This window comes from Caldimonas hydrothermalis, from assembly GCF_056746695.1.
In genome coordinates this window covers 182,840-207,136 of sequence record NZ_JBWQXA010000001.1, presented here as the reverse complement: position 1 = coordinate 207,136, position 24,297 = coordinate 182,840, and the positions used below count along the sequence as shown (strand labels likewise).

General features: G+C 67.9%; 22 protein-coding genes. 18 read left to right on the top strand and 4 right to left on the bottom strand.

Annotated elements, in window-relative coordinates; all coding sequences use genetic code 11:
• The first annotated feature begins 11 nt into the window (after positions 1-11).
• From atpA to AC1ECW_RS01025, 4 genes are all read left to right on the top strand, one after another.
• A complete protein-coding gene (atpA, locus tag AC1ECW_RS01040) occupies positions 12-1,565 on the top strand; it encodes a F0F1 ATP synthase subunit alpha (RefSeq protein ID WP_409708677.1) in 1,554 nt (517 codons plus the stop codon).
• A 23-nt stretch (positions 1,566-1,588) separates the two neighbouring features.
• Positions 1,589-2,458: a F0F1 ATP synthase subunit gamma gene (atpG, locus tag AC1ECW_RS01035; RefSeq protein WP_481200971.1), complete on the top strand. Its 870-nt coding sequence runs from the start codon at positions 1,589-1,591 to the stop codon at positions 2,456-2,458.
• 50 nt (positions 2,459-2,508) lie between these two features.
• Complete coding sequence (gene atpD / locus AC1ECW_RS01030) at positions 2,509-3,909, top strand: F0F1 ATP synthase subunit beta (RefSeq protein ID WP_409710344.1); 1,401 nt, start codon at positions 2,509-2,511, stop codon at positions 3,907-3,909.
• Positions 3,910-4,037: 128 nt separating this feature from the next.
• Positions 4,038-4,454 carry a F0F1 ATP synthase subunit epsilon gene (locus AC1ECW_RS01025; RefSeq protein WP_019562008.1) on the top strand — a complete coding sequence of 139 codons (417 nt, stop codon included), beginning with the start codon at positions 4,038-4,040 and terminating at the stop codon, positions 4,452-4,454.
• A 52-nt stretch (positions 4,455-4,506) separates the two neighbouring features.
• On the opposite strand, the gene AC1ECW_RS01020 is transcribed toward AC1ECW_RS01025, so the two are convergent.
• From AC1ECW_RS01020 to AC1ECW_RS01010, 3 genes are read right to left on the bottom strand one after another with little or no spacing between them, the layout of a single operon-like run.
• Complete coding sequence (locus tag AC1ECW_RS01020; RefSeq protein ID WP_481200970.1) at positions 4,507-5,019, bottom strand: TPM domain-containing protein; 513 nt, start codon at positions 5,017-5,019, stop codon at positions 4,507-4,509.
• A 1-nt stretch (position 5,020) separates the two neighbouring features.
• Positions 5,021-5,926, bottom strand: coding sequence for a TPM domain-containing protein (locus AC1ECW_RS01015; RefSeq protein ID WP_481200969.1), 906 nt, complete (start codon positions 5,924-5,926; stop codon positions 5,021-5,023).
• Positions 5,927-5,931: 5 nt separating this feature from the next.
• Positions 5,932-6,546, bottom strand: coding sequence for a LemA family protein (locus tag AC1ECW_RS01010; protein WP_481200968.1), 615 nt, complete (start codon positions 6,544-6,546; stop codon positions 5,932-5,934).
• 91 nt (positions 6,547-6,637) lie between these two features.
• Between AC1ECW_RS01010 and hemE the strand changes: the two genes are divergently transcribed.
• The 5 genes from hemE to AC1ECW_RS00985 all read left to right on the top strand — a co-directional run bounded on the left by hemE (position 6,638) and on the right by AC1ECW_RS00985 (position 15,091).
• A complete protein-coding gene (hemE, locus tag AC1ECW_RS01005; protein ID WP_481200967.1) occupies positions 6,638-7,729 on the top strand; it encodes a uroporphyrinogen decarboxylase in 1,092 nt (363 codons plus the stop codon).
• 350 nt (positions 7,730-8,079) lie between these two features.
• On the top strand, positions 8,080-10,113 hold the full coding sequence (locus tag AC1ECW_RS01000; RefSeq protein WP_481200966.1) for a primosomal protein N': 2,034 nt from the start codon (positions 8,080-8,082) through the stop codon (positions 10,111-10,113).
• Between the two features lie 157 nt (positions 10,114-10,270).
• Positions 10,271-11,686 (top strand): efflux RND transporter periplasmic adaptor subunit, encoded by a 1,416-nt coding sequence (locus tag AC1ECW_RS00995; protein WP_481200965.1) that lies wholly within the window; start codon positions 10,271-10,273, stop codon positions 11,684-11,686.
• Positions 11,683-13,680 carry a MacB family efflux pump subunit gene (locus tag AC1ECW_RS00990; protein WP_481200964.1) on the top strand — a complete coding sequence of 666 codons (1,998 nt, stop codon included), beginning with the start codon at positions 11,683-11,685 and terminating at the stop codon, positions 13,678-13,680. The genes AC1ECW_RS00995 and AC1ECW_RS00990 overlap by 4 nt, the downstream gene beginning before the upstream one ends.
• A gap of 1 nt (position 13,681) precedes the next feature.
• Positions 13,682-15,091, top strand: a complete 1,410-nt coding sequence (locus AC1ECW_RS00985) for an efflux transporter outer membrane subunit (protein WP_481200963.1) — start codon at positions 13,682-13,684, stop codon at positions 15,089-15,091.
• Position 15,092: 1 nt separating this feature from the next.
• Here the strand turns inward: AC1ECW_RS00985 and AC1ECW_RS00980 are convergent, their stop codons facing one another.
• The gene (locus AC1ECW_RS00980) at positions 15,093-15,821 is read right to left on the bottom strand and encodes a diguanylate cyclase domain-containing protein (RefSeq protein WP_481200962.1); all 729 of its coding nucleotides are present in this window, start codon (positions 15,819-15,821) and stop codon (positions 15,093-15,095) included.
• An 80-nt stretch (positions 15,822-15,901) separates the two neighbouring features.
• Between AC1ECW_RS00980 and AC1ECW_RS00975 the strand changes: the two genes are divergently transcribed.
• The 9 genes from AC1ECW_RS00975 to modC all read left to right on the top strand — a co-directional run bounded on the left by AC1ECW_RS00975 (position 15,902) and on the right by modC (position 24,275).
• Positions 15,902-17,617, top strand: a complete 1,716-nt coding sequence (locus tag AC1ECW_RS00975) for a Mu transposase C-terminal domain-containing protein (protein WP_481200961.1) — start codon at positions 15,902-15,904, stop codon at positions 17,615-17,617.
• A 2-nt stretch (positions 17,618-17,619) separates the two neighbouring features.
• A complete protein-coding gene (locus AC1ECW_RS00970) occupies positions 17,620-18,528 on the top strand; it encodes a TniB family NTP-binding protein (RefSeq protein ID WP_481200960.1) in 909 nt (302 codons plus the stop codon).
• Positions 18,525-19,736 carry a TniQ family protein gene (locus tag AC1ECW_RS00965; protein WP_481200959.1) on the top strand — a complete coding sequence of 404 codons (1,212 nt, stop codon included), beginning with the start codon at positions 18,525-18,527 and terminating at the stop codon, positions 19,734-19,736. Before AC1ECW_RS00970 ends, AC1ECW_RS00965 begins: the two co-directional genes overlap by 4 nt.
• Positions 19,737-19,796: 60 nt before the next feature.
• Complete coding sequence (locus tag AC1ECW_RS00960; protein ID WP_481200958.1) at positions 19,797-20,411, top strand: recombinase family protein; 615 nt, start codon at positions 19,797-19,799, stop codon at positions 20,409-20,411.
• 14 nt (positions 20,412-20,425) lie between these two features.
• Complete coding sequence (locus AC1ECW_RS00955; RefSeq protein WP_481200957.1) at positions 20,426-20,788, top strand: winged helix-turn-helix domain-containing protein; 363 nt, start codon at positions 20,426-20,428, stop codon at positions 20,786-20,788.
• 144 nt (positions 20,789-20,932) lie between these two features.
• Complete coding sequence (gene modA / locus AC1ECW_RS00950; protein WP_481200956.1) at positions 20,933-21,703, top strand: molybdate ABC transporter substrate-binding protein; 771 nt, start codon at positions 20,933-20,935, stop codon at positions 21,701-21,703.
• 9 nt (positions 21,704-21,712) lie between these two features.
• Complete coding sequence (locus AC1ECW_RS00945) at positions 21,713-22,516, top strand: sulfite exporter TauE/SafE family protein (RefSeq protein WP_481200955.1); 804 nt, start codon at positions 21,713-21,715, stop codon at positions 22,514-22,516.
• Between the two features lie 12 nt (positions 22,517-22,528).
• A complete protein-coding gene (gene modB, locus AC1ECW_RS00940; RefSeq protein WP_481200954.1) occupies positions 22,529-23,206 on the top strand; it encodes a molybdate ABC transporter permease subunit in 678 nt (225 codons plus the stop codon).
• 1 nt (position 23,207) lies between these two features.
• Entirely contained in the window at positions 23,208-24,275 is a 1,068-nt protein-coding gene (gene modC / locus AC1ECW_RS00935) for a molybdenum ABC transporter ATP-binding protein (RefSeq protein ID WP_481200953.1), read from the top strand.
• The last annotated feature ends 22 nt before the right edge of the window (positions 24,276-24,297 follow it).

Below are 24,297 nucleotides of genomic sequence, written 5' to 3'. Positions count from 1 at the left end.
GGGAGTACGCAATGCAACTGAATCCCGCAGAAATTTCCGAACTCATCAAGAGCCGCATCGAGGGTCTCGGCGTCTCGGCCGACATCCGCAACCAGGGCACCGTGGTATCGGTGACGGACGGCATCTGCCGTATCCATGGCCTGTCCGACGCGATGCAAGGCGAGATGCTGGAGTTCCCGGCCGACAAGAACGGTCAGCCCACCTACGGCCTGGCGCTCAACCTCGAGCGCGACTCCGTTGGCGCCGTGATCCTGGGCGACTATGAGCACGTGTCCGAGGGCGATACGGTCAAGTGCACCGGCCGCATCCTGGAAGTGCCCGTGGGCCCCGAGCTCATCGGCCGTGTGGTCGACGCCCTGGGTCGCCCGATCGACGGCAAGGGCCCGATCAACACCAAGCTCACCGACGTGATCGAGAAGGTCGCCCCTGGCGTGATCGCGCGCCAGTCGGTGTCGCAGCCGCTGCAGACCGGCCTGAAGTCCATCGACGCGATGGTGCCCATCGGCCGCGGCCAGCGTGAGCTGATCATCGGCGACCGCCAGACCGGCAAGACCGCGGTGGCGATCGACACCATCATCAACCAGAAGGGTCAGGGCGTCACCTGCATCTACGTCGCGATCGGCCAGAAGGCCTCGTCGATCAAGAACGTGGTGCGTGCACTGGAACAGCATGGTGCGATGGACTACACCATCGTCGTGGCCGCCTCGGCCTCCGAGTCCGCCGCCATGCAGTACGTCGCGGCCTACTCGGGCTGCACGATGGGCGAGTACTTCCGCGACCGCGGCCAGGATGCCCTGATCGTCTACGACGACCTGTCCAAGCAGGCCGTGGCCTACCGCCAGGTCTCGCTGCTGCTGCGCCGTCCGCCGGGCCGTGAAGCCTTCCCCGGCGACGTGTTCTACCTGCACAGCCGCCTGTTGGAGCGCGCTGCGCGTGTGAACGCCGACTACGTCGAAGCCTTCACCAAGGGTGAGGTCAAGGGCAAGACCGGCTCGCTGACCGCGCTGCCCATCATCGAGACCCAGGCCGGCGACGTGTCCGCCTTCGTGCCGACCAACGTGATCTCGATCACCGACGGCCAGATCTTCCTGGAGACCAACCTCTTCAACGCCGGCATCCGCCCCGCCATCAACGCGGGCATCTCGGTGTCGCGGGTGGGCGGTGCGGCCCAGACCAAGCTGATCAAGGGTCTGTCGGGCGGCATCCGTACCGACCTGGCGCAGTACCGTGAACTGGCGGCCTTCGCGCAGTTCGCCTCCGATCTGGACGAAGCCACCCGCAAGCAGCTCGACCGCGGCGCCCGCGTGACCGAACTGCTCAAGCAGCCCCAGTACAGCCCGCTGCCCATCAGCCTGATGGCCGCCTCGCTGTTCGCGGTGAACAAGGGCTTCCTGGACGACGTGGACGTCAAGAAGGTCTTGGCCTTCGAGTCCGGCCTGCATCAGTACCTCAAGACCAGCCATGCGGCGCTGCTGAACAAGCTCGAGACCGACAAGGCCATGGACAAGGACGCCGAGGCCGAACTGACCGCCGCGATCGCCGCGTTCAAGAAGTCCTTCGCCTAACCCCTCACAGAAGGAGTTCCGTCATGGCGGCAGGCAAGGAAATACGCGGCAAGATCAAGTCGGTGGAGAACACCAAGAAGATCACCAAGGCCATGGAGATGGTCGCCGCGTCCAAGATGCGCAAGGCGCAGGACCGCATGCGTGCGGCCCGGCCCTATGCCGACAAGGTGCGCAACATCGCGGCCAACCTCGCCCAGGCCAACCCCGAGTACAAGCCCCCGTTCTTGCAGAAGAACAGCGGGACCGGCCAGGTGGGCGTGATCGTGGTGACCACCGACAAGGGGCTGTGCGGCGGCCTGAACACCAACATCCTGCGGGCCACCACCGCCAAGCTCAAAGAGCTGGAGGCGCAGGGCCTGAAGGCACAGGCCGTGGCGATCGGCAACAAGGGCCTCGGTTTCCTGAACCGCATCGGCGCCAACGTGGTTACCCAGGTCACCCAGCTCGGCGACAAGCCACACCTGGACCGGCTGATCGGCCCGGTCAAGGTGCTGCTCGACCAGTACGCCGAAGGCAAGCTCGACGCGGTCTATCTCTGCTACACCCGCTTCATCAACACGATGAAGCAGGAGCCGGTGATCGAACAGCTCCTGCCCCTGGCGGCCGACAAGCTGCAGGCCGACAAGGACGCCCACGCCTGGGACTACCTTTACGAGCCGGATGCGCCCACCGTCATCGACGAGCTGCTCACGCGCTACATCGAAGCCATCGTCTACCAGGCCGTGGCCGAGAACATGGCGTCCGAGCAATCGGCGCGCATGGTGGCGATGAAGGCGGCGACCGACAACGCGGGCAACCTGATCAACGAGCTCAAGCTCGAATACAACAAGACCCGCCAGGCGGCGATCACGAAGGAACTGGCCGAGATCGTCGGCGGTGCGGCGGCGGTCTGAAGCGGTGCCGCAACCGAAGGCATAACGAATACTGATTGAAGGAACGAAAAATGGCTGAAGGCAAGATCGTTCAGTGCATCGGCGCCGTGGTGGACGTGGAGTTCCCGCGCGACCAGATGCCCAAGGTGTACGACGCCCTGAAGATGGAAGGCAGCGAGCTGACGCTGGAAGTGCAGCAGCAGCTCGGCGACGGCATCGTGCGCACCATCGCGCTGGGCTCGTCCGACGGCCTGCGCCGCGGCATGGTCGTGACCAACACCGGCGGGCCGATCACCGTGCCCGTGGGCAAGGCCACGCTGGGTCGCATCATGGACGTGCTGGGCCGCCCCATCGACGAGCGCGGCCCGGTGAGCCAGGAACTCACCGCCTCCATCCACCGCAAGGCGCCCAGCTACGACGAGCTGTCGCCCTCGACCGAACTGCTGGAGACCGGCATCAAGGTGATCGACCTGATCTGTCCGTTCGCCAAGGGCGGCAAGGTGGGTCTGTTCGGCGGTGCCGGCGTGGGCAAGACCGTCAACATGATGGAGCTCATCAACAACATCGCCAAGGCGCACTCGGGCCTGTCCGTGTTCGCCGGCGTGGGTGAGCGCACCCGTGAGGGCAATGACTTCTATCACGAGATGATGGAGTCGGGCGTGGTGGTGGACGAGGACCTGTCCAAGTCCAAAGTGGCCATGGTCTACGGCCAGATGAACGAGCCCCCGGGCAACCGTCTGCGCGTGGCCCTGACCGGCCTGACGATCGCCGAGTCCTTCCGCGACGAAGGCCGCGACGTGCTGTTCTTCGTGGACAACATCTACCGCTACACCCTGGCCGGGACCGAAGTGTCCGCCCTGCTGGGCCGTATGCCTTCGGCCGTGGGCTACCAGCCCACGCTGGCCGAGGAGATGGGCAAGCTGCAGGAGCGCATCACCTCCACCAAGGTGGGCTCGATCACCTCGATCCAGGCCGTCTACGTGCCCGCGGACGACCTGACCGACCCGTCGCCGGCCACGACCTTCGCCCACCTGGACGCCACCGTGGTGCTGTCGCGCGACATCGCCGCGCTGGGCATCTACCCCGCCGTGGACCCACTGGACTCCACCAGCCGCCAGGTCGACCCCAATGTCGTGGGGGAGGAGCACTACAACACCACCCGCTCGGTGCAGGCGGTGCTGCAGCGCTACAAGGAACTGCGCGACATCATCGCGATCCTGGGCATGGACGAGCTGTCGCCGGAAGACAAGCTGGCCGTCGCCCGCGCGCGCAAGATCCAGCGCTTCCTGTCGCAGCCCTTCCACGTGGCCGAGGTGTTCACCGGCGCCCCGGGCAAGTACGTGCCGTTGTCGGAGACCATCCGCGGCTTCAAGATGATCGTGAACGGCGAGTGCGACCACCTGCCCGAACAGGCCTTCTACATGGTCGGCACCATCGACGAAGCCTTCGAAAAGGCCAAGAAGCTGCAGTGAGCGGCGCATACGGCGCGCTGGCGTCGTTGCCGTGCTTGCCGGGGACCGGCCCCGGCTGTGTGCGGCGCCTCGCCAGCCCACCGTCCGCTTGCTTTCAGCAGCTTCCTAGACGTTAAAGGACCCTGAGCATGGCCACCATTCAAGTGGATGTCGTTTCGGCCGAGGAGTCGATCTTCTCGGGCGAGGCGAAGTTCGTCGCCCTGCCGGGCGAGGCGGGCGAGCTGGGCATCCTGCCCAAGCACACACCGCTGATCACGCGCATCAAGCCGGGGGCGGTGCGCATCGAGCGGGCCGACAACGGCGAGGAGGAGTTCGTGTTCGTCGCCGGCGGCATCCTGGAGGTGCAGCCCGACCACGTGACCGTGCTGGCCGACACGGCCATCCGCGGCAAGGACCTCGACGAAGCCAAGGCGCTGGAGGCCAAGCGCCTGGCCGAGGAGGCGATGAAGAACGCCAAGAGCGACATCGACTTCGCCAAGGCCCAAAGCGAGTTCGCGGCGATGGCCGCGCAAATCGCCGCGCTGCGCAAGTACCGCAAGAAGTAAGCAGGCTGCCCGCCTGCCAGGACAACGCCCGCCTTGCGCGGGCGTTGTGCTTTCAGCGCCGCAAGTCGACGACCGGGTCGGGCAGTTCGTTCACGCCGGATCGGCCGGCCGGCGCCGGGAAATGGCGTTCGAGCAGCGCGCCCACCTCGTCGATGGCCCGGGCCAGGCCCTCCTCGAAGCGGCCCTGTGCAAAGGCCTGGGCCATGTGGGCGACGAGCGGCTGCCATTGGTCGGGTGCGATGTGGCGGGCCAGCCCCCGGTCGGCGATGATCTCGATGTCGTGCTCGACCAGCAGCACGTAGATCAGCACGCCGTTGTTGTGCTCGGTGTCCCACGCCCGCAGCTTGCCGAACAGGCTGAGCGCGCGCTCGCGGATGTTGCCGTCGCGCCAGAGGTAAGACAGCGGCAGGCTGGCTTCGACGCACACGCGGATCTGCCCGGTGTGGCGTCGTTCGCTGTCGGCCACCCGCTGCTGCAGGCGTTGCAGCGCGGCCTCGTCGAGCACGCGCCGGGCGTCGCGCTCGTCCCACCAGCGGTGCTTCAAAAAACGCAGCAGGCCGACCATGTCACCACCGTCCTGAGGCGCCGCCGCCTCCGAAGCTGCCCCCGCCGCCCGAGCTGAAGCCTCCGCCGCCAAAGCCCCCACCCCCGAATCCCCCGGGGCCGCCGCCCCAGATGATGGGGCCGCCGCTGCGCCGTGAACCGCCGGCTCCCAGGGCCAGGGCCAGCACCAGCGCGACGCCGCCGATCAGCAGGCCCAGCCACAGCGAGGAGGTCACGACCCAGCCCACGGCACCGATCAGGCCGCCGGTGGCGATCGAGCCCAGGCGCCGGCCCAGCACACCCGACAGCACGCCGCCCACGATGGGTGTGCCCACCAGTACGAAGCTCAGCCACTCGCCCAGGCCGCTCGGGGTGTCACCGCGGCGGGCGTCGCGTGCGGGCGGGGGCAGGCCCTCGCCGCGGATCAGCCCCATCAGGCGCTCCAGGCCGGCGTCGATGCCGCCGGCGAAATCGCCCCGGCGGAACGCGGGGGTGATGAACTCGTCGATGATGCGAAAGGCGGCCAGGTCGGGGATGGCGCCTTCGAGCGCACGGGCCACCTCGATGCGCACACGGCGGTCGTTCTTGGCCACGACCAGCAGCACGCCATCGCCCACCCCTCGCCGGCCGATCTTCCAGGTGTCGGCCACGCGCCAGGCATAGGCGGCGATGTCCTCGGGCTGGGTGGTGGGCACGATCAGCACCACGATCTGGCTGCCGTGGGACTGCTCGAAGGCGGCCAGCCGGGCCTCCAGCGCCTGTTGCTGCTCGGGGCGCAGGGTGCCGGTCTGGTCGATCACGCGGGCGCTGAGCGCGGGCACGGGCTGCAGATCCTGGGCGTGCGCGCTGGCGGCCAGCAGGGCCAGCCAGGCCAGCAAGGTGCCGAGCAGGGCCGGCCAGACGGCCCGCGATCGGACGGTGGGGCGCATCGTGTTCAGCGCGAGGCCCCGCCGCCGAAGTCCACCGTCGGCGGGCGCGAGATCTCGGCCTCGTTGGCCACGGTGAAGCTGGGCTTGGCCTGGTAGCCAAAGACCATGGCCGTGAGGTTGGTGGGGAAGCTGCGTGCCAGCACGTTGTATTCCTGCACCGCCTTGATGTAGGCGTTGCGCGCCACGGTGATGCGGTTTTCGGTGCCTTCGAGCTGCACGCGCAGGTCCTGGAAGGCCTGGTTGGCGCGCAAGCTGGGGTAGTTCTCGCTGACGGCCATCAGGCGCGACAGCGCGCTGGACAGCTCACCCTGGGCCTGCTGGAAGCGGTTGAAGGCCTCGGGGTTGGCCAGCGTCTCGGGCGTGACCTGGATTGCGGTGGCGCGCGAGCGGGCCTCGATCACGCGGGTGAGGGTTTCCTGTTCGAAGTTGGCCTCGCCCTTGACGGTGTTGACGATGTTGGGGATGAGATCGGCACGCCGCTGGTACTGGTTGAGCACCTCGGACCAGGAGGCCTTGACCTGTTCGTCCAGGCGCTGGAAGTCGTTGTAGCCGCAGCCGCTCAGGGCCAGGCCCAGCAGCAGAAGGGCCGCAAGGCCCAGGCGGTGCAAGGTGTGCTTCATGAGGTGCCTTTCTCCCCGGTGGGTGGGTAGGGTGAGTGATCTTGCCACGTGCCGCACGATGGGGGCAGCCCCCGACTTTTACAATCCCCCGATGACCGCACCCTTGCACAACGACCAGTTCCTGCGCGCCCTGCTGCGCCAGCCCACCGAGCACACGCCTGTCTGGCTGATGCGCCAGGCGGGCCGCTATCTGCCCGAATACCGGGCCACGCGCGAGCGTGCCGGCAGCTTCATGGGCCTGGCCATGTCGCCGGCGCTGGCCACCGAGGTGACGCTGCAGCCGCTGGAACGCTACGACCTGGATGCCGCCATCCTGTTCTCGGACATCCTCACCGTGCCCGATGCGATGGGCCTGGGCTTGAGCTTTGCACAGGGCGAGGGGCCGCGCTTTGCGCATCCGGTGCGCGACGAGGCGGCCGTGGCCAAGCTGGTCGTGCCCGACATGGCGCGGCTGCAGTACGTGTTCGATGCGGTGCGCTCGATCCGCCAGGCCCTGGCCGGACGGGTGCCGCTGATCGGCTTTTCCGGCAGCCCCTGGACACTGGCCTGCTACATGGTCGAAGGTGGGGGATCGGACGACTACCGCCTGGTCAAGAGCCTGATGTACCGGCGCCCGGACCTGATGCACCGCCTTCTCGCGGTGAACGCCGACGCCGTGGCGGCCTATCTCAATGCCCAGATCGAGGCGGGGGCCCAGGCCGTGATGGTCTTCGACTCCTGGGGCGGGGTGCTGGCCGACGGGGCGTTCCAGACCTTCAGCCTGGCCTACACGCGACGTGTGCTCGACCAGCTCGTGCGCGAGCACGAGGGCCGGGTGGTACCGCGCATCGTCTTCACCAAGGGCGGGGGCTTGTGGCTGGAGGAGATCGCCGCGCTGCCCACCGAGGCCGTGGGCCTGGACTGGACGGTGAACCTCGGCCAGGCCCGCCGCCGTGTGGGCGACCGGGTGGCCTTGCAAGGCAACCTCGACCCGAACGTGCTGTTTGCGCAGCCGGCCCAGATCGAGGCCGAGGTCATCCGCACGCTGGACAGCTTCGGGCCGCCGCAGGCGGCCGACGGCCGCTGGGCCGGGCATGTGTTCAACCTGGGCCATGGCATCAGCCCCTTCACCCCGCCCGAGCATGTGCAGGTGCTGGTCGAGACCGTGCACCGCCACTCGCGCCGCCAGCGGGCCGCGGCCTGACAGGCTTTGCGCACATCGCACGGATCAACCCGGATCAACCCCCAAATTTGTCACTTGCATCTTGACTTATCCCCAAATTGGCGCAGGCCGGATGCGTGCACGACCGTTGTTGCAGTGAAGCATCGCGATCTCGCAAATGTATGCTAAGTGCTTGATTCATAAGGGATGTTCTGGGCTGCCCATCGGTGCATCAAACCGGGGCGGCGACGGTGGCACAAGCACTTAGCGCGCGTTTTCTCAGCTTGCCCACAAAGTTGTCCACAGATTCTGTGGATGCCTGGAAAAGTGCTTTGTACTCAACTGTTTAGACGATCTTTCTCGACGGATACACAGGATTTGCCGCCAAGTCGATGTCTCAAGAGCTGACCTTGGCTGTCGTCGTCGATGCGCCGCAGCACAGCGCGCTGCGCGGGGCGTTGAGCTATCGCAGCCCGAAGGCTTGGCCGCCGGGCACGCTGGTGCGGGTGCCGCTGGGGCGGCGTGCGGTGTGCGGCCTGGTCTGGCCGCAGGCGACGCAGGAGCGGCCCGACCCCGGCGTGGAGCTGCGGCCGGTGATGTCGGCGCTGGAGACGCTGCCGCCGCTGCCGGCGGCCTGGTGCGAACTGGTGGCTTTTGCGGCGGGCTACTACCAGCGCAGCCTCGGCGAGGTGGCGCTGGCGGCCTTGCCGCCGGAGCTGCGCCGCCTCGAGGACCGGCAGCTCGCGCTGCGGCTGAAGCGGCTGGAGCGGCTGCGCCCGAGCGGCGGGGCGGCGCCGGCCGCCCCCGAGCTCACTCCGGAGCAGGCCGCGGCCCTGCAGGCCTGGCGCGAGGCGGGGCCGCGAGCGGCGCTGCTGTTTGGCAGCACCGGCAGCGGCAAGACCGAGGTCTATCTGCGAGCGGTGGCCGAGGCGCTGGCGGCTGGGCGCCAGGCCCTGGTGCTGGTGCCCGAGATCAACCTGACGCCCCAGCTCGAGCAGCGCTTCGCCGAGCGCTTTCCCGAGCGGCTGATCGTCTCGCTGCACAGTGGCCTGACGCCTGCTCAGCGGCTGCGCCACTGGTTGGCCGCCCATCTGGGCCGGGCCGACATCGTGCTGGGCACGCGCATGGCGGTTTTCACCCCGCTGCCGCGGCCGGGCCTGATCGTCGTCGACGAGGAGCACGATCCGTCGTACAAGAGCCAGGAAGGCGCGCGCTATTCGGCGCGCGACCTGGCGGTGTACCGCGGCCGGCTGGAGGACTGCCCGGTGCTGCTGGCCTCGGCCACCCCGTCGCTGGAGAGCTGGCATCAGGCGCAGCGGGGCCGCTATGTGCGACTGACGATGCCCAGCCGCATCGGCGGCGGTGCGTTGCCGGCGGTGCGCTTCATCGACCTGAACCACGTGCCTCGTGCGGCCGCCCATCACGAGGCCCTGAGCCCGCCGCTGCTGGAAGCGCTGGGCCAGCGGCTGGCGCGCGGCGAGCAAAGCCTGGTGCTGCTCAACCGGCGCGGCTATGCGCCGGTGCTGCACTGCCTGGAATGCGGCTGGAAGAGCGGCTGCCCGCACTGCAGCGCCTGGCGGGTCTTCCACCGCGCCGACCGCAGCCTGCGCTGCCACCACTGCGGGTTCACCGAACGGGTGCCCAAGGCCTGCCCGGACTGCGGCAACCCCGACATCCGGCCGGTGGGCCGCGGCACCGAACGGCTCGAGGAGCAACTGGCCGCAGCGCTGCCCGGTGCGCGCCTGGCCCGCATCGACGCCGACACGACCCGCGCCAAGGGGGCGCTACAGGCCCGGTTGGCGAGCGTGCATGCCGGCGAGGTGGACATCCTCGTGGGCACGCAGATGGTGGCCAAGGGCCACGACTTCCGCGGTGTGACGCTGGTGGCCGTGGTCAATCCCGATGCGGCGCTGTTCTCCAGCGACTTCCGCGCCGGCGAGCGGCTGTTCGCGCTGCTGATGCAGGCGGCCGGCCGGGCCGGGCGCGATGCTGCGCAGGCCGCGCGCGCCGAGCTGCTGGTGCAGACCTGGCATCCCGCCCATCCGTTGTACCAGGCGCTGCGCAGGCACGACTACGAGGCCTTTGCGGCCAGCCAGTTGGCCGAGCGGGCGATGGCCGGGCTGCCGCCGCATGCGCACCTGGCCCTGGTGCGGGCCGAGGCCCGCAGCCAGGAGGTGGCCCAGGCCTGGCTGAGCGCCGCCGCCAGCCGGGCTGAGCCGCCCGAGGGCGTGACGATCTATCCGCCCGTGCCCATGGGCGTGCCGCGCGTGGCCAATGTGGAGCGGGCCCAGATGCTGGTGGAGTCGGCCTCGCGGCCGCTGCTGCAGCGCTTCCTGGCGCAATGGTGCCCAGGGCTGCATGCGCTGCGCGGCGAGCACAAGGGCCTGCTGCGCTGGGCGGTCGACGTCGATCCGCTGGCGATCTGATCGCCGGCGGGTCGCGGCGCTTTGACCCCCTGCTTTACAAAACTTCCCACAAGCAGCCGCCAGGCTTCACGCAGGGCTGCCACACTGGAGGCTGTGCACGCGGCGGCGATGCCTCGCGCCCGCTGGCCAACTCGACAGATCTTGCCCTTGGTTGACCATGCCCCCTGTCTCCCCGTCCGTTCCCCTTCGCCGCCGTCTGGGCCGCTGGGCCCTCGCCGGGGCCGTGTTGGCCGTGCTGGCGGCTGCGGCCTGGTGGGGCTGGCAACGCTTCGCTCGCGCGCCGGATCCGCGCGAGGTGTACCAGATCGTGAAGGTGCAGCAAGGCGACATCGAGGACCTCGTCACCGCCACGGGCACGCTGCAGCCGCGCGACTACGTGGATGTGGGCGCGCAGGTGTCGGGCCAGTTGCAGAAGATCCATGTCGAGGTGGGCAGCATCGTGGCCAAGGGGGACTTGCTGGCCGAGATCGATGCGACCGTCTACGCCGCCAACGTGGACGCCCGCCGTGCGCTGCTGCGCAACCAGCGCGCGACCATGGTCGAGCGCGAAGCCCAGCTGCGGCTGGCGCAGATCCAGTATGAGCGCCAGAAGAACCTGATGGCGGCCGACGCCACGACCCAGGAGGCCTTGCAGCAGGCCGAGACCGCGCTGGCGGCCGCGCGCGCGCAGATCGAGGCGCTGAAGGCGCAGATCGAGCAGTCCGAGTCCACGCTGCGCGCCGACGAGGCCAATCTGCGCTTCTCGAAGATCTATGCGCCCATGGACGGCACGGTGGTGTCCATCACCGCGCGCCGGGGCCAGACGCTCAACACCAACCAGTCGGCGCCCATCCTGATGCGCATCGCCGACCTGTCGACGATGACGGTGCAGACGCAGGTGTCGGAGGCCGACGTGAGCAAGCTGCGCCTGGGCATGCCGGCCTATTTCACCATCCTGGGCGGGCAGGGCCGGCGCTGGTATGGCGAGCTGCGCAAGATCGAGCCCACCCCGACGGTGACGAACAACGTGGTGCTCTACAACGCACTTTTCGACGTGCCCAACCCCAACCAGACGCTGATGACGCAGATGACGGCGCAGGTGTTTTTCGTGGCGGCGGCGGCCCGTGACGCGGTGTGGGTGCCGGCCGCGGCCGTGGCGGCCCCCGCCCGGCGCGCGGCGGGCGCTGCCGCGCCAGCGGCCACGGGAGCGTTCAACGGCCCGGCGGCGGTCCCGGTGGCCGATGGCCTGCCCAGCCGCGAGGCCCTGGCGGCGATGACGCCCGACGAGCGTCGCCAGGCACTGGAGCGGCTCAGCCCCGACCAGCGCCAGGCCTTGCGCGAGCGCCACCGGGCGATGGCCGGCGATGGCGGCTCGCCGCGCCTGGGCCTGGTGCGGGTGATCGATGCGCAGGGGCGTATCGAGGAGCGCAGCGTCGAGCTGGGGGTGAGCAACCGGGTGCAGGTGCAGGTGCTGTCCGGCCTGAGCGTGGGCGAGGAGGTCGTCGCCGGCGAACGCCAGGCCCGAACGCCGGGGCGTGAGCGCGCCTCGGGGCCGACGCCCGGCCCGCTCGGCCTGGGGGTCCCGCGGCGATGAAGCGCGAGCCCGAGGCGTCGCTGTCGAGCGCCGCGCGTGCGGCCGGGGCCGAGCCGCTGATCGCGCTGTCCGGCGTCACGCGCGTCTACAACGCCGGCGAGGCGGCGGTGCAGGTGCTGCACGGTATCGATCTCGAGATCCGCGAGGGCGAGTTCGTCGCGATCATGGGGGCTTCGGGCTCGGGCAAGTCCACGCTGATGAACATCCTGGGCTGCCTGGACCGTCCCACTGCCGGCAGCTACCGTTTCCAGGGGCGCGAGGTGGGTGCGCTCGACGGCGACGAGCTGGCGCAATTGCGCCGCGAGGCCTTCGGCTTCGTCTTTCAGAGCTATCACCTCATCCCGGGCGCCACCGCGGCCGAGAATGTGGAGGTGCCGGCGATTTATGCCGGCATCCCGCCGGCGCAGCGCCATGCGCGCGCGCAGGCGCTGCTGGACAGCTTGGGCCTGGCCGAGCGGGCGCATCACCGGCCCAGCCAGCTCTCGGGCGGGCAGCAGCAGCGCGTGTCGATCGCCCGCGCGCTGATGAACGGCGGGCGCATCCTGCTGGCCGACGAACCCACCGGCGCGCTGGATAGCAAGACCGGCGAGGAGGTGATGCGGCTGCTGACCGATTTGTGGCGGCGCGGGCACACGGTCATCGTGATCACCCACGAACGGGAGGTGGCCGACCATGCCCGGCGCATCATCGAGATCAAGGACGGGCGCATCGTTGCCGACCGGGCACAACCTGGGCCGGCGGGGCACGCCGGCGTCGCCGTCCCGGCCCCGCCGACGCCGCCCGGCCATGAGGGCACGCTCGCAGCTGAGATCGTCGAGGCCGCGAAGATGGCGTGGCGCTCGCTGCGCAGCAACGTCTTCCGCTCGGTGCTCACGCTGCTGGGCATCGTGATCGGCGTGGCCTCGGTGATCGCGATGATGGCCATCGGCGACGGTGCCAAGCAGCAGGTGCTCGAGCGGGTCAGCGCGATGGGCTCGAACCTGCTGCTGGTGCGTCCCGGCGCGCCCAATCAGCGCGGATCGGGGGGCATCACCACCTTGGTGAACGACGACGTGAGGGCCATCAACGACGAGGTGCCCAATGTGCTGGCGGCCATCCCCGAGCAGAACACCTCGGTGACGGTGCGCTTTGGCCACCAGGACTTCCAGACCTATGCCAATGGCACCTCGCACCTGTTCCCGCTGGCGCGCCAGTGGCCGGTGGAGCGTGGCGTCTTCTTCAGCGAGGCCGATGCGCGCGACTACGCCGCCGTGGCCGTGCTCGGGCAGACGGTGGTGCGTGCGCTGTTTCCCGAGGGCGAGGACCCGCTGGGCCAGCACGTGCTGGTCAACAACCTCGTCTTTCAGGTGATCGGCGTGATGGCCGAGCGCGGAGCCTCGCCCTCGGGCTGGGACCTCGACGACGTCATCTTCATCCCCTTCGAGACCAGCAGCCTGCGCGTGTCGGGGCAGCGCCATTTGCGCAACGTGACGGTGGCGGTGCAAGACGTCAGCCGCATCGATCAGACGCAGCAGGACGTGGAGCTGCTGCTGCTGGAGCGCCACGGCGTGGTGGACTATCAGATCCGCAACATGGCCTCGGTCATCGAGACCACCGAGCAGACGGCCAACACCATGACCTTGCTGCTGGGCTCGATCGCAGCCATCTCGCTGTTGGTGGGCGGCATCGGCGTGATGAACATCATGCTGGTGTCGGTGACCGAGCGCACGCGCGAGATCGGCATCCGCATGGCCACCGGCGCGCGTGAGCGCAACATCATGCAGCAGTTCCTCATCGAGGCGCTGGTGGTCACGGCCCTGGGCGGCGCGGTGGGGGTGGCCCTGGGCCTGGGGGTGGCGGCCTTGTTGGGGGCCCTGGGCGTGGCGGTGCAGGTGGCGGCCCTGCCGGTGCTGCTGGCCTTCGGTTGCGCTTTTGCCACCGGGCTGGTGTTTGGATTTCTGCCGGCGCGCAAGGCCGCGCGCCTGGACCCGGTGGTGGCCTTGGCGGCCCAATGACATGCGTGTTCGTTCGTTTTCTTTGCGTATCGTGGCGGCGGCACTCGGTGGCGTCCTGGGGCTGGCCGGTTGTGCGGGCCCTGCGCCTGCGCCGCGCGCCGAGCTGGCCATGCCTGCGGCCTGGGGCCTGCCCGTGCAGACCTCGGTGGCTGCCGATGGCACCTGGTGGCGCCACTTCGGCGCCCCGTCTCTGCCCGAGCTGATCGAGCAAGCCCTGGCGGCCAATCCCGACCTTGCCCAGACGGCCGAGCGGGTGGTGCAAGCCGAACTCCAGTTGCGCAGCGTCGGCGCCTCGCTGTGGCCGACGCTGGGCGTCACGGCGGGCAGCTCGGCGCGGCACAGCGACGGGGGCTCGGGGCCCTCGGCGCGCAGCGAGTCCACCAGCGCTGCGCTGACGGTGAGTTACGAAGTGGATCTGTGGGGCCGGCTGGCTGCGCAGCAGCGCAGCGCGCAGGCCGCCCTTCAGGCCAGCCGCTTCGATCTGGACGGCGCTCGCCTGAGCCTGGCCGCCGCCGTGGCGCAGACCTGGTTCCAGTCCTTGGCCCTGCGCGTGCGCGTGGACATCGCCCGTGACAACCTCGCGTTGGCCGAACGCTTGTTGTCCATCGTCGAGGTGCGCTACCGCAACGGTGCGGCCTCGGCGCTGGATCTCAGTCGCCAGCGCACCACGGTGCTGAGTCAGCGCGCCGCGCTGTTGCCCTTGCAGGAGCAGTTGCGCCAAACCGAAGGAGCGCTGGCCTTGCTGCTGGGGCGCGCGCCGCAGGGCTTCGAGGCGCCGCCGGCGAGCTTCGCGGCCTTGCCCATTCCCGAGGTGGCGCCGGGGCTGCCCTCCGAGCTGCTGCGGCGCCGGCCCGACCTGGCTGCCGCCGAGGCCCGGCTGGCAGCAGCGGCGGCCGATGTGCAAGCCGCACGGGCCGCCTTGCTGCCCTCGTTCGAGCTTTCGGGATCGGCGGGCCTGGCCTCGATGGCCTTGCTGTCCCTGAGCAACCCGGTGGGCACGGCGACGCTGGCGGCCTCGCTCGCCCAAAGTCTGTTCGACGGCGGGCGCCGCCAAGCGCAGGTGGCGCTGAGCGAATCGCAACGCCGCGCGCTGGTGGAGAGCTACCGCGCGGCGGTGCTGGCGGCGTTGCAGGAGGTGGAGTTGGCGCTCACCCAGGCGGCGCGCTATCACGACCAGGAAGCCACCCAGCAACGCATTCTGGAGGAGGCCCAGCGGACGCTGCAATTGGCCGAACGCCGGTATCGGGAGGGCGTGGACGATCTGGCCACTTTGCTGGATGCCCAGCGCACCTTGTTTGCCGCGCAAGACAACCTCGTCCAGACCCGTCTGGCGCGTTTGACGACCGCCGTGGCTTTGTACAAGGCCCTGGGCGGGGGCTGGCAGGCCGACACGGCAGCCACGCCGGGCTGACTCATTCGGCCACGGACACCCGCCCGCGCCCGGCCTGTTTGGCCCGGTACAGCTGCGCATCGGCCCGCGCGACGAGCTGCTCGAGCGTCTGGGCTTGCGTGGGCCACAGGGCCAGGCCGGCGCTGGCGCCGATGTGCAGCACCCGCTCGCCCACGCGGAAAGGCTGGTGCGCGGCCTCCAAGAGTTTGTCGGCCACGACGCGCGAGTCGTGCGCCGTCTGCACCCCGGGCAGCAGCACGGCGAACTCGTCGCCACCGATGCGTGCGACGCTGTCGTGTGCACGCAGGCGGCGTTGCAGGCGCTGGGCGAACAGGCGCAACACCTCATCGCCCACCGGGTGGCCGTGGGTGTCGTTCACCGGCTTGAAGTGATCCAGGTCCAGATAGACGAGGGCGAATCCGGGGGCGGCGCTGTCCTGCGCGGTCAAGGCGCGCAAACGGGCCTCGAAGCCGGCGCGGTTGAGCAAGCCGGTCAAGGGGTCGATTTCGGCCAGGCTCTTCCAGTGCTCGGCCTCGGCTTTGTGGGTGGTCACGTCATGGGCGAACTCGACGAAGCCGTCCACACTGCCGTCGTCCAGCCGCAAGGGCACACAACTGACCCGCAGGCACCGCCGCTCGCGTTGCACGAGATGCTCACGCTCGAACTGCACTTCCTCGCCGGCCAGGGCCTGCTGCCACCACGCACGGCTGGCATTGGCGTGCTGTATGTCATTTTCAGAAGGCGACTGCACCAAAAGACGCGGTTTGAAGGCTGTTGTGCCGTCGGCTCCTGACAGCCAAATTTCAGGACTCCCCTGCACGAAACTCGTCTATGCTCAATACTCGTGTGCACCAAAGCGAGGTGAGCATGGCGTCCGATACCCCACCGATTGCCGAGCAAGGCGTGGCTACCCTGCCAGATCAGGTATGGGAGCGTGCGCGCCGCCGCGCCGAGATCATCGGGCCGTTGGCACAGGCGGAGATGGTCGGGCATGCAGCGGCCGACGCGGCAGCTCAGGCGCTGGGCCTGTCCCGGCGGCAGGTCTATGCTCTGATCCGCCGCGCCCGGCAAGGCGCGGGGCTGGTCACTGACTTCGCTCCTGGGCAGTCAAGCGGTGGTAAAGGCAAGGGCCGCTTGCCGGAGCCGATCGAGCGCATCATCCGCGAGCTGCTGCAAAAGCGTTTCCTGACCAAGCAGAAGCGCAGCCTCGCAGCCTTCCATCGGGAGGTCGCACAAGCCTGCAAGGCTCAGAAGCTGCGGGTGCCGACGCGCAACACCGTCGCCTTGCGTATCGACAGCCTCGATCCGTTCAAAACGGTGCGCCGCCGGGAAGGTCAAGATGCCTCCCGCGAACTGCAAGGCGTGGGCGGCGTTCCGCCGGCTGTCTCCGAGCCGCTGGAGCAGGCGCAGATCGATCACACGGTCATCGACCTGATCGTGGTGGATGCACATGACCGGCAGCCGATTGGCCGCCCGTATCTCACGCTGGCCATCGACGTTTTCACCCGCTGCGTGCTCGGTATGGTGGTCACGCTCGAAGCGCCGTCCGCCGTCTCGGTCGGCTTGTGCCTGGCGCATGTCGCCTGCGACAAGCGTCCCTGGCTGGAAGGGCTGGATGTTGAGATGGACTGGCCGATGAGCGGCAAGCCCAGACTGCTCTACCTGGACAACGCGGCCGAGTTCAAGAGCGAGGCGCTGCGCCGGGGCTGCGAGCAGCATGGCATCCGCCTGGACTACCGGCCGCCCGGCCAGCCGCACTACGGCGGCATCGTGGAAAGGATCATCGGCACCGCCATGCAGATGATTCATGACGAGCTGCCGGGCACGACCTTCTCCAATCCCGGCCAGCGCGGCGAGTACGACGCCGACAAGATGGCCGCCCTGACCCTACGCGAACTGGAGCGCTGGCTCACGCTGGCCGTGGGCACCTATCACGCCTCGGTGCACAACGGTCTTCTCCAGCCGCCGGCCGCGCGCTGGGCCGAGGCCGTGGCGCGGATCGGTGTGCCGCCGGTGGTCACACGGCCTACCGCGTTTCTGGTCGATTTTCTGCCGGTCATCCGCCGCACGCTGACCCGCACCGGCTTCGTCATTGATCACATCCATTACTACGCCGATGTGCTCAAGCCGTGGATCGCCCGGCGTGACCGCTTGCCGGCCTTCCTGATCCGGCGCGATCCGCGCGACATCAGCCGCATCTGGGTGCTGGAACCGGAGGGGCAGCACTACCTGGAAGTCCCCTACCGCACCTTGTCGCACCCGGCTGTCACCCTCTGGGAGCAGCGCCAGGCGCTGGCGAAACTGCGTCAGCTCGGGCGTGAGCAGGTGGATGAGTCGGCGCTGTTTCGCATGATCGGGCAGATGCGCGAGATCGTGAGCACCGCCCAGAAAGCCACGCGCAAGGCGCGGCGTGATGCGGATCGCCGCCAGCACCTCAAGCCGTCAGTTCCGCCCGTCAAACCCACACCGCCGGATACGGGCATGGCGGACTCGCAGGCGGCCAACCTGCCACCGGCCAAACCGTTCGACCAGATCGAGGAGTGGTAGCCGTGGACGAATACCCCATCGTTGACCTGTCCCACTTGCTGCCGGCGGCGCAGGGATTGGCCCGGCTGCCCGCAGACGAGCGCATCCAGCGTATCCGCGCCGACCGCTGGATCGGCTACCCGCGCGCGGTCGAGGCATTGAACCGGCTGGAAACCCTGTTCGCCTGGCCGAACAAGCAACGCATGCCCAACCTGCTGCTGATCGGCCCCACCAACAACGGCAAGTCGATGATCGTCGAGAAGTTCCGGCGTTCGCACCCGGCCAGCGCCGATGCCGACCAAGAGCACATACCGGTTCTGGTGGTGCAGATGCCGTCCGAACCGTCGGTGATCCGCTTCTACGTCGCGCTGCTCGCTGCGATGGGCGCACCGCTGCGCCCACGTCCCCGGCTGCCGGAAATGGAGCAATTGGCGCTGGCCCTGCTGCGCAAGGTTGGCGTGCGCATGCTGGTGATTGACGAGCTGCACAACGTGCTGGCCGGCAACAGCGTCAACCGGCGGGAATTCCTCAACCTGCTGCGTTTTCTCGGCAACGAGCTGCGCATCCCGCTGGTCGGCGTCGGCACGCGCGAAGCGTATCTCGCCATCCGCTCGGACGATCAACTGGAGAACCGCTTCGAGCCGATGCTGCTACCGCCGTGGGAAGCCAATGAGGACTGCTGCTCGCTGCTGGCCAGCTTCGCGGCCTCGCTCCCACTGCGGCGGCCCTCGCCGATTGCCACGCTGGACATGGCCCGCTACCTGCTTACCCGCAGCGAGGGCACCATCGGTGAACTGGCGCATCTGCTGATGGCGGCGGCCATTGCCGCCGTGGAGAGCGGCGAAGAAGCGATCAACCACCGCACGCTCAGCATGGCCGACTACACCGGCCCCAGCGAACGGCGGCGGCAATTCGAGCGGGAACTGATGTGAAGCCTACGCCGCGCTGGCCGTTGCATCCGGCCCCCAGGGAAGGCGAAGCCCTGTCCTCCTGGCTCAACCGGGTCGCCGCCTGCTACCGGATGGACGTGCATGAGCTGCTGGCACACGATCTCGGTCATGGCCAGCTCGATGACCTGGACATTGCGCCGCCTTCGTCCTTGTTGACGATGATTGCCCAGCGCAGCGGGGTTGAACTGGAGCGCTTGCGTGAGATGAGCCTGGCCGGCTGGGTGCCGTGGCTCTTGGACAGCCTTGACGATTCGCTTCCTGCGGCCCTGGAAACCTATGCGCTCCAATGCTCGGTACTGCTGCCCAAGCGCAAGGCGCGATCCATCACGCGCTGGCGTGCCTGGCTGCCAAGCCAGCCGATGCGCCGGGCCTGCCCGCTGTGCCTGAACGACCCGGCCAACCAGGCCGTGCTGCTCGTCTGGCAACTCCCGCTCATGCTGAGTTGCCCGCAGCATGGCTGCTGGCTGGCGTCCTATTGGGGGCTGCCCGGTCGGTATCTCCAGTGGGACAACGCCGAGGCGGCTCCGCGTCCCGCCAACGAGGCGATTGCCAGCATGGACCGGCGCACCTGGCAGGCCCTGACGACCGGTTTCGTGGAACTACCGCGTCGGCGCATCCATGCCGGTCTGTGGTTCCGGCTGCTACGCACCCTGCTCGATGAGCTGAACACCCCGCTGTCGCACTGTGGCGGCAGCGCGGGCTGCATCCGCCAAGTCTGGGAGCATTGCGGCCATTCGCTGCGCGCGGGGCAAAGCCTGTGGCGGCCCTTCGAGGTGCTGGCCCCGGCCGTGCAGGTGCAAATGCTGGAAGCGGCAGCCACCGCCATCGCACTGATCGAGTCGAGGGCGCTGCTCCCGCGCGGGGAACACGCCCTGCTGTTCCTGGCCGAGCCGCAGACGGACTTCACCAACGGCCTGCCCAAGAAGAAACCGAAATCCGAACCCGTCAACCATTGGCAGCGGGCGGCCCAGGCCATCAATGAGGCCATCATTAAGGCACGGCACAACCCGGAGACGGCCCGCTCACTGTTCGCGCTGGCGTCCTACGGGCGGCACGATCTCGAATCGCTGGAACGTCTGCGGCTCACCTTCGCCAACGAGGGGATTCCTCTGGAATTTCTGTCACATTACGATCCATGCACACCCTTTACATGTCTTAGTCAGAATGACGGGTTAAGTGACAAATTTTGACGCCAGGCACGTTCTGGCTCACACTGTCACATAATCGAACGTATATGTGACAGGTGCGAGATGTTGATCGGCTACATGCGGGTATCAAAGGCGGACGGCTCCCAGGCGACCGACTTGCAGCGCGACGCGCTGATCGCGGCCGGCGTCGATCCGGCCCACCTCTACGAGGACCAAGCGTCGGGCAAGCGCGAGGATCGTCCCGGTTTGACGAGCTGCCTGAAGGCGCTGCGCCTAGGGGATACGCTGGTGGTGTGGAAGCTCGACCGGCTCGGGCGCGACCTGCGGCATCTCATCAACACCGTGCATGACCTGACCGGGCGCGGCGTCGGCCTCAAGGTGCTGACTGGCCACGGCGCAGCCATCGACACGACGACGGCCGCCGGAAAACTGGTCTTTGGCATCTTCGCGGCGCTGGCCGAGTTCGAGCGCGAGCTGATCGCCGAGCGCACCGTGGCGGGCCTGGCCTCGGCGCGGGCACGGGGCCGCAAGGGCGGACGCCCCTTCAAGATGACGGCCGCGAAGCTGCGGCTGGCGATGGCAGCGATGGGGCAGCCGGAAACCAAAGTCGGCGACCTGTGCCAGGAACTCGGCATCACCCGGCAGACGCTGTACCGACATATCTCTCCAAAGGGCGAGTTGCGCCCAGATGGGCAGAGACTGCTGGCCAAAATTTGAATCGCCTCTGATATATGACTTCCAAGAAAAACAAGCCGTGCGCTGTCCTCGTGCGACCACGCATCTACATCGGCGACGGGATCGCCATCGGTCCCGGCAAGATCGACCTGCTGCGGGCAGTCGGCGAGACACGCTCCATTGCGGCGGCGGCCCGCTCGCTCGGTGTCCCCTACAAGCGCGCCTGGTTGCTGATCGACTCCCTCAATGAAGGGTTTGGCCGCCCGGTTGTCGAAACCGCGACTGGCGGCAAAGGCGGTGGTGGCGCATCCCTGACACCACTCGGGCAACAGCTCATCGAGCGTTACGACGCCCTGGAAACCAGTCTCAACGCCAGCGCAGGCAAGGAACTGCAAGCCCTGCGCGAGTTGGCGAACTGATCCATTCTTGATTTCGGTTATGGCTTGGCACGGATGCTGCTGTATGCTTATCGTTATGTCTTTTTTGACCTAACGATGTAGCGGACCCGACAAATGCCGTTGAGCGGGTTCTTGTGCCATGACTCGATGAAAAGGAACCTGCCCATGAAACTCCTGCGCCCCTTATTGCTCGCTTGCTCACTGCTGTTCGCGGCGGCAGCCCACGCCGAAAAAGTCACCGTCGCGGCGGCGGCCGATTTGAAGTTCGCGATGGATGAGATCGTCGCCACCTTCAAGAAGGCCAACCCCGCCGACGAGGTGGAAGTCATTTACGGCTCGTCTGGCAAGTTCCACACGCAGATTCAGCAGGGTGCGCCTTATGACCTGTATTTCTCGGCCGACATCGGTTTCCCGCGCGAGCTGGCCAAGGCGGGCTTTGCTGCCTCGGATGTCAAACCCTATGCTTTCGGTCGCATCGTGCTGTGGAGTACGGGCATGGACGCCAGCAAGATGACTCTGGCGAGCCTGACCGATCCCAAGATCGCCCGCATCGCTATCGCCAACCCCAAGCACGCGCCTTACGGCAAGCGTGCTGAGGAAGCCTTGCGCGCCTCCGGCCTGTGGGAAAAGGTCGAGCCGAAGTTGGTCTATGGCGAGAACATCGCCCACACCGCGCAATTCGTACAGACCGGCAATGCTCAGGTTGGCATCATCGCCCTGGCCCTGGCGGTCAATCCCGAGCTGGCCAAGCGCGGCGGCTACTGGCTCATCCCCGACAACCTGCATGAGCCGCTGGAACAGGGTTTCATCATCACCAAGCGTGCCGAAGGCAGTGCCTTGGCCAAACGGTTCGCTGATTACATGGGCAGCAAACCGGCCCGTGCCGTGATGACCAAATACGGCTTCGTCCTGCCGGGCGAAGCCGTGAGCAAGTAGGACACGGCCATGAGCGCCCCCGCCCGCAATGGCCAAGGCTTCGTCGCCGGTTCGTTGATCGGCACGCTCGGCGGCCTGATCGGCCTCGGAGGGGCCGAATTCCGCCTGCCGGTGCTCGTTGGTGTGTTCCGCCTCGGCACGCTGGAAGCCGTCATCCTCAACGAGGCCATGAGCCTGGTCGTGGTCGCCGCCGCGCTGCTGTTCCGTGGCGGCACGATTGCGCCGGGCTCGCTGGCCGATCACCTCGACGTGGTGCTGAACCTGCTCGCGGGCAGTCTCGTCGGGGCCTGGTGGGCGGCAGGCCATGCCATCACCCTGTCGCGTCAGTGGCTCAACCGCATCATTCTGGTGCTGCTGATTGGCTTGTCCCTGGTCATGCTCTCGGAAGCTTGGGCCGGTGTGCACGAGGGCAGTACGCCGCTCATCGAAGCCGGGCCGCTGCGCTTTGTGGCCGGTCTGGTTGCTGGCCTAGGCATTGGCACGGTTGCTGCCCTGCTGGGCGTGGCCGGTGGCGAACTGCTGATTCCGGCCATCGTGCTGCTCTACGGTCTGGACATCAAGCTCGCCGGCAGCCTGTCGCTGATGGTCAGCCTGCCGACCATGATCGTCGGTTTCGCCCGTTACACCCGCGCCGACGCTTTCCATGTGCTGCGCGAGGAAAGACCGCTGATGGGCTGGATGGTGGGCGGTTCGATCCTCGGCGCGGCCATCGGCGGGCTGCTGCTCGGGCTGGTGCCGACCGGCTGGCTGATGGGGTTGCTCGGTGTTGTCCTGATGGTCTCGGCCATCAAGACCTTCCAGCACGCACATTGAACGGGAGGGAACATGCTGACCGATAGCGATCTGCAAGCCCTCTGGCTGACCGTGCGTTTGGCAGGAATCGTCACCCTGATCCTGCTGCTGGTCGGAACCCCCATCGCCTGGTGGCTAGCTCGCACCAAGGCGTGGTGGAAGGGGCCAATTGGCGCGGTGGTCGCGCTGCCGCTCGTGTTGCCGCCCTCGGTGCTGGGCTTTTACCTGCTGCTGGCGATGGGGCCGAACGGCCCGGTCGGCCAGCTCACGCAGGCGCTGGGTCTGGAACCGTTGCCTTTCACCTTCTGGGGTCTGGTCATCGCCTCCGTCTTCTACTCGATGCCCTTCATGGTTCAACCGCTGCAAACGGCCTTCGAGGCCGTGGGCGACCGACCGCTGGAAGTGGCCGCCACGCTGCGTGCTTCGCCACTGGATGCTTTCTTCACCGTGGCGGTGCCGCTGGCCGCGCCGGGTTTCCTGACGGCCTCGATCCTGACCTTCGCCCACACGGTCGGCGAGTTCGGTGTCGTGCTGATGATCGGTGGCAACCTGCCGGGCATCACACGGGTTGCCTCGGTACAGATTTACGACCATGTGGAAGCGCTGGAATACATGCAGGCACACCGTCTGGCGGCGGTGATGCTGGTCTTCTCCTTCCTCGTGCTGCTGGCCCTGTATGCCTGGCGGCCCAACCCGAAGAAGGGAGGCTGAGATGGCGGGCATCGATGCTTGCTTCCGGCTCGACTGGCCGGGTTTCTCCCTCGACGTGGATCTCAAGCTGCCCGGCCGGGGCGTCACCGCCCTGTTCGGCCATTCCGGTTCCGGCAAGACCACACTGCTGCGCTGCATTGCCGGTCTGGAACGCGCACCGCACGGGCGGCTCGCTGTCGATAGAGAGTTGTGGCAGGACGCCGGACGCTGGGTGCCGCCCCATAAGCGGCCTATCGGCTACGTGTTCCAGGAGGCCAGCTTGTTCGCCCATCTGACGGTGATGGGCAATCTGCGCTACGGCATGAAGCGCAACGGCGAGGCACAGCGCGTCAGCCTCGACCACGCCATCGAGCTGTTGGGCATCGGGCATCTGCTCGACCGCAAGCCGGATCGCCTCTCCGGTGGCGAACGTCAGCGAGTGGGTATCGCCCGCGCTTTGGCGGTCAGCCCGCGCCTGTTGCTGATGGATGAGCCGCTGGCCGCGCTCGACTTGAAGCGCAAACAGGAAATCCTGCCCTACCTGGAGCGGCTGCACGACGAGCTGGATATTCCGGTGCTCTACGTCAGCCACTCGCCGGACGAGGTTGCGCGGCTGGCCGACTACCTGGTGGCGATGGAAGGCGGCCGGGTGCTGGCCAGCGGGCCGTTGGCCGAGACGCTGGCCCGCCTCGACTTGCCGATCCGGCTTGGGGAGGATGCGGGCGCGATCCTCGACGGCACCGTGGGTGAGGTCGATAGCGACTGGCATTTGGCGCGTGTCGATTTCGACGGCGGCAGTCTGTGGGCGCGTGACCATGGTCTGACGGTTGGCCGCCGCGTTCGAGTCCGCGTGCTGGCTCGCGATGTCAGCCTGGCCATAGAGCCTGGACAGGGCAGCATTCAGAATGTGTTGCGCGGCGTGGTGGACGCGATGGGCGGTGATGACCATCCTGGTCTCGCGTTGGTGCGGGTCAGGGTGGGTGAGGCGGTGCTGCTGGCACGCCTGACCAAGCGGGCCATGAGCACGCTGGGCGTGGGCGTTGGCATGCCGATCTGGGTGCAGGTCAAATCGGTGGCGCTGATGGAATGAACGCAGGTCTTGATTCGGAAAG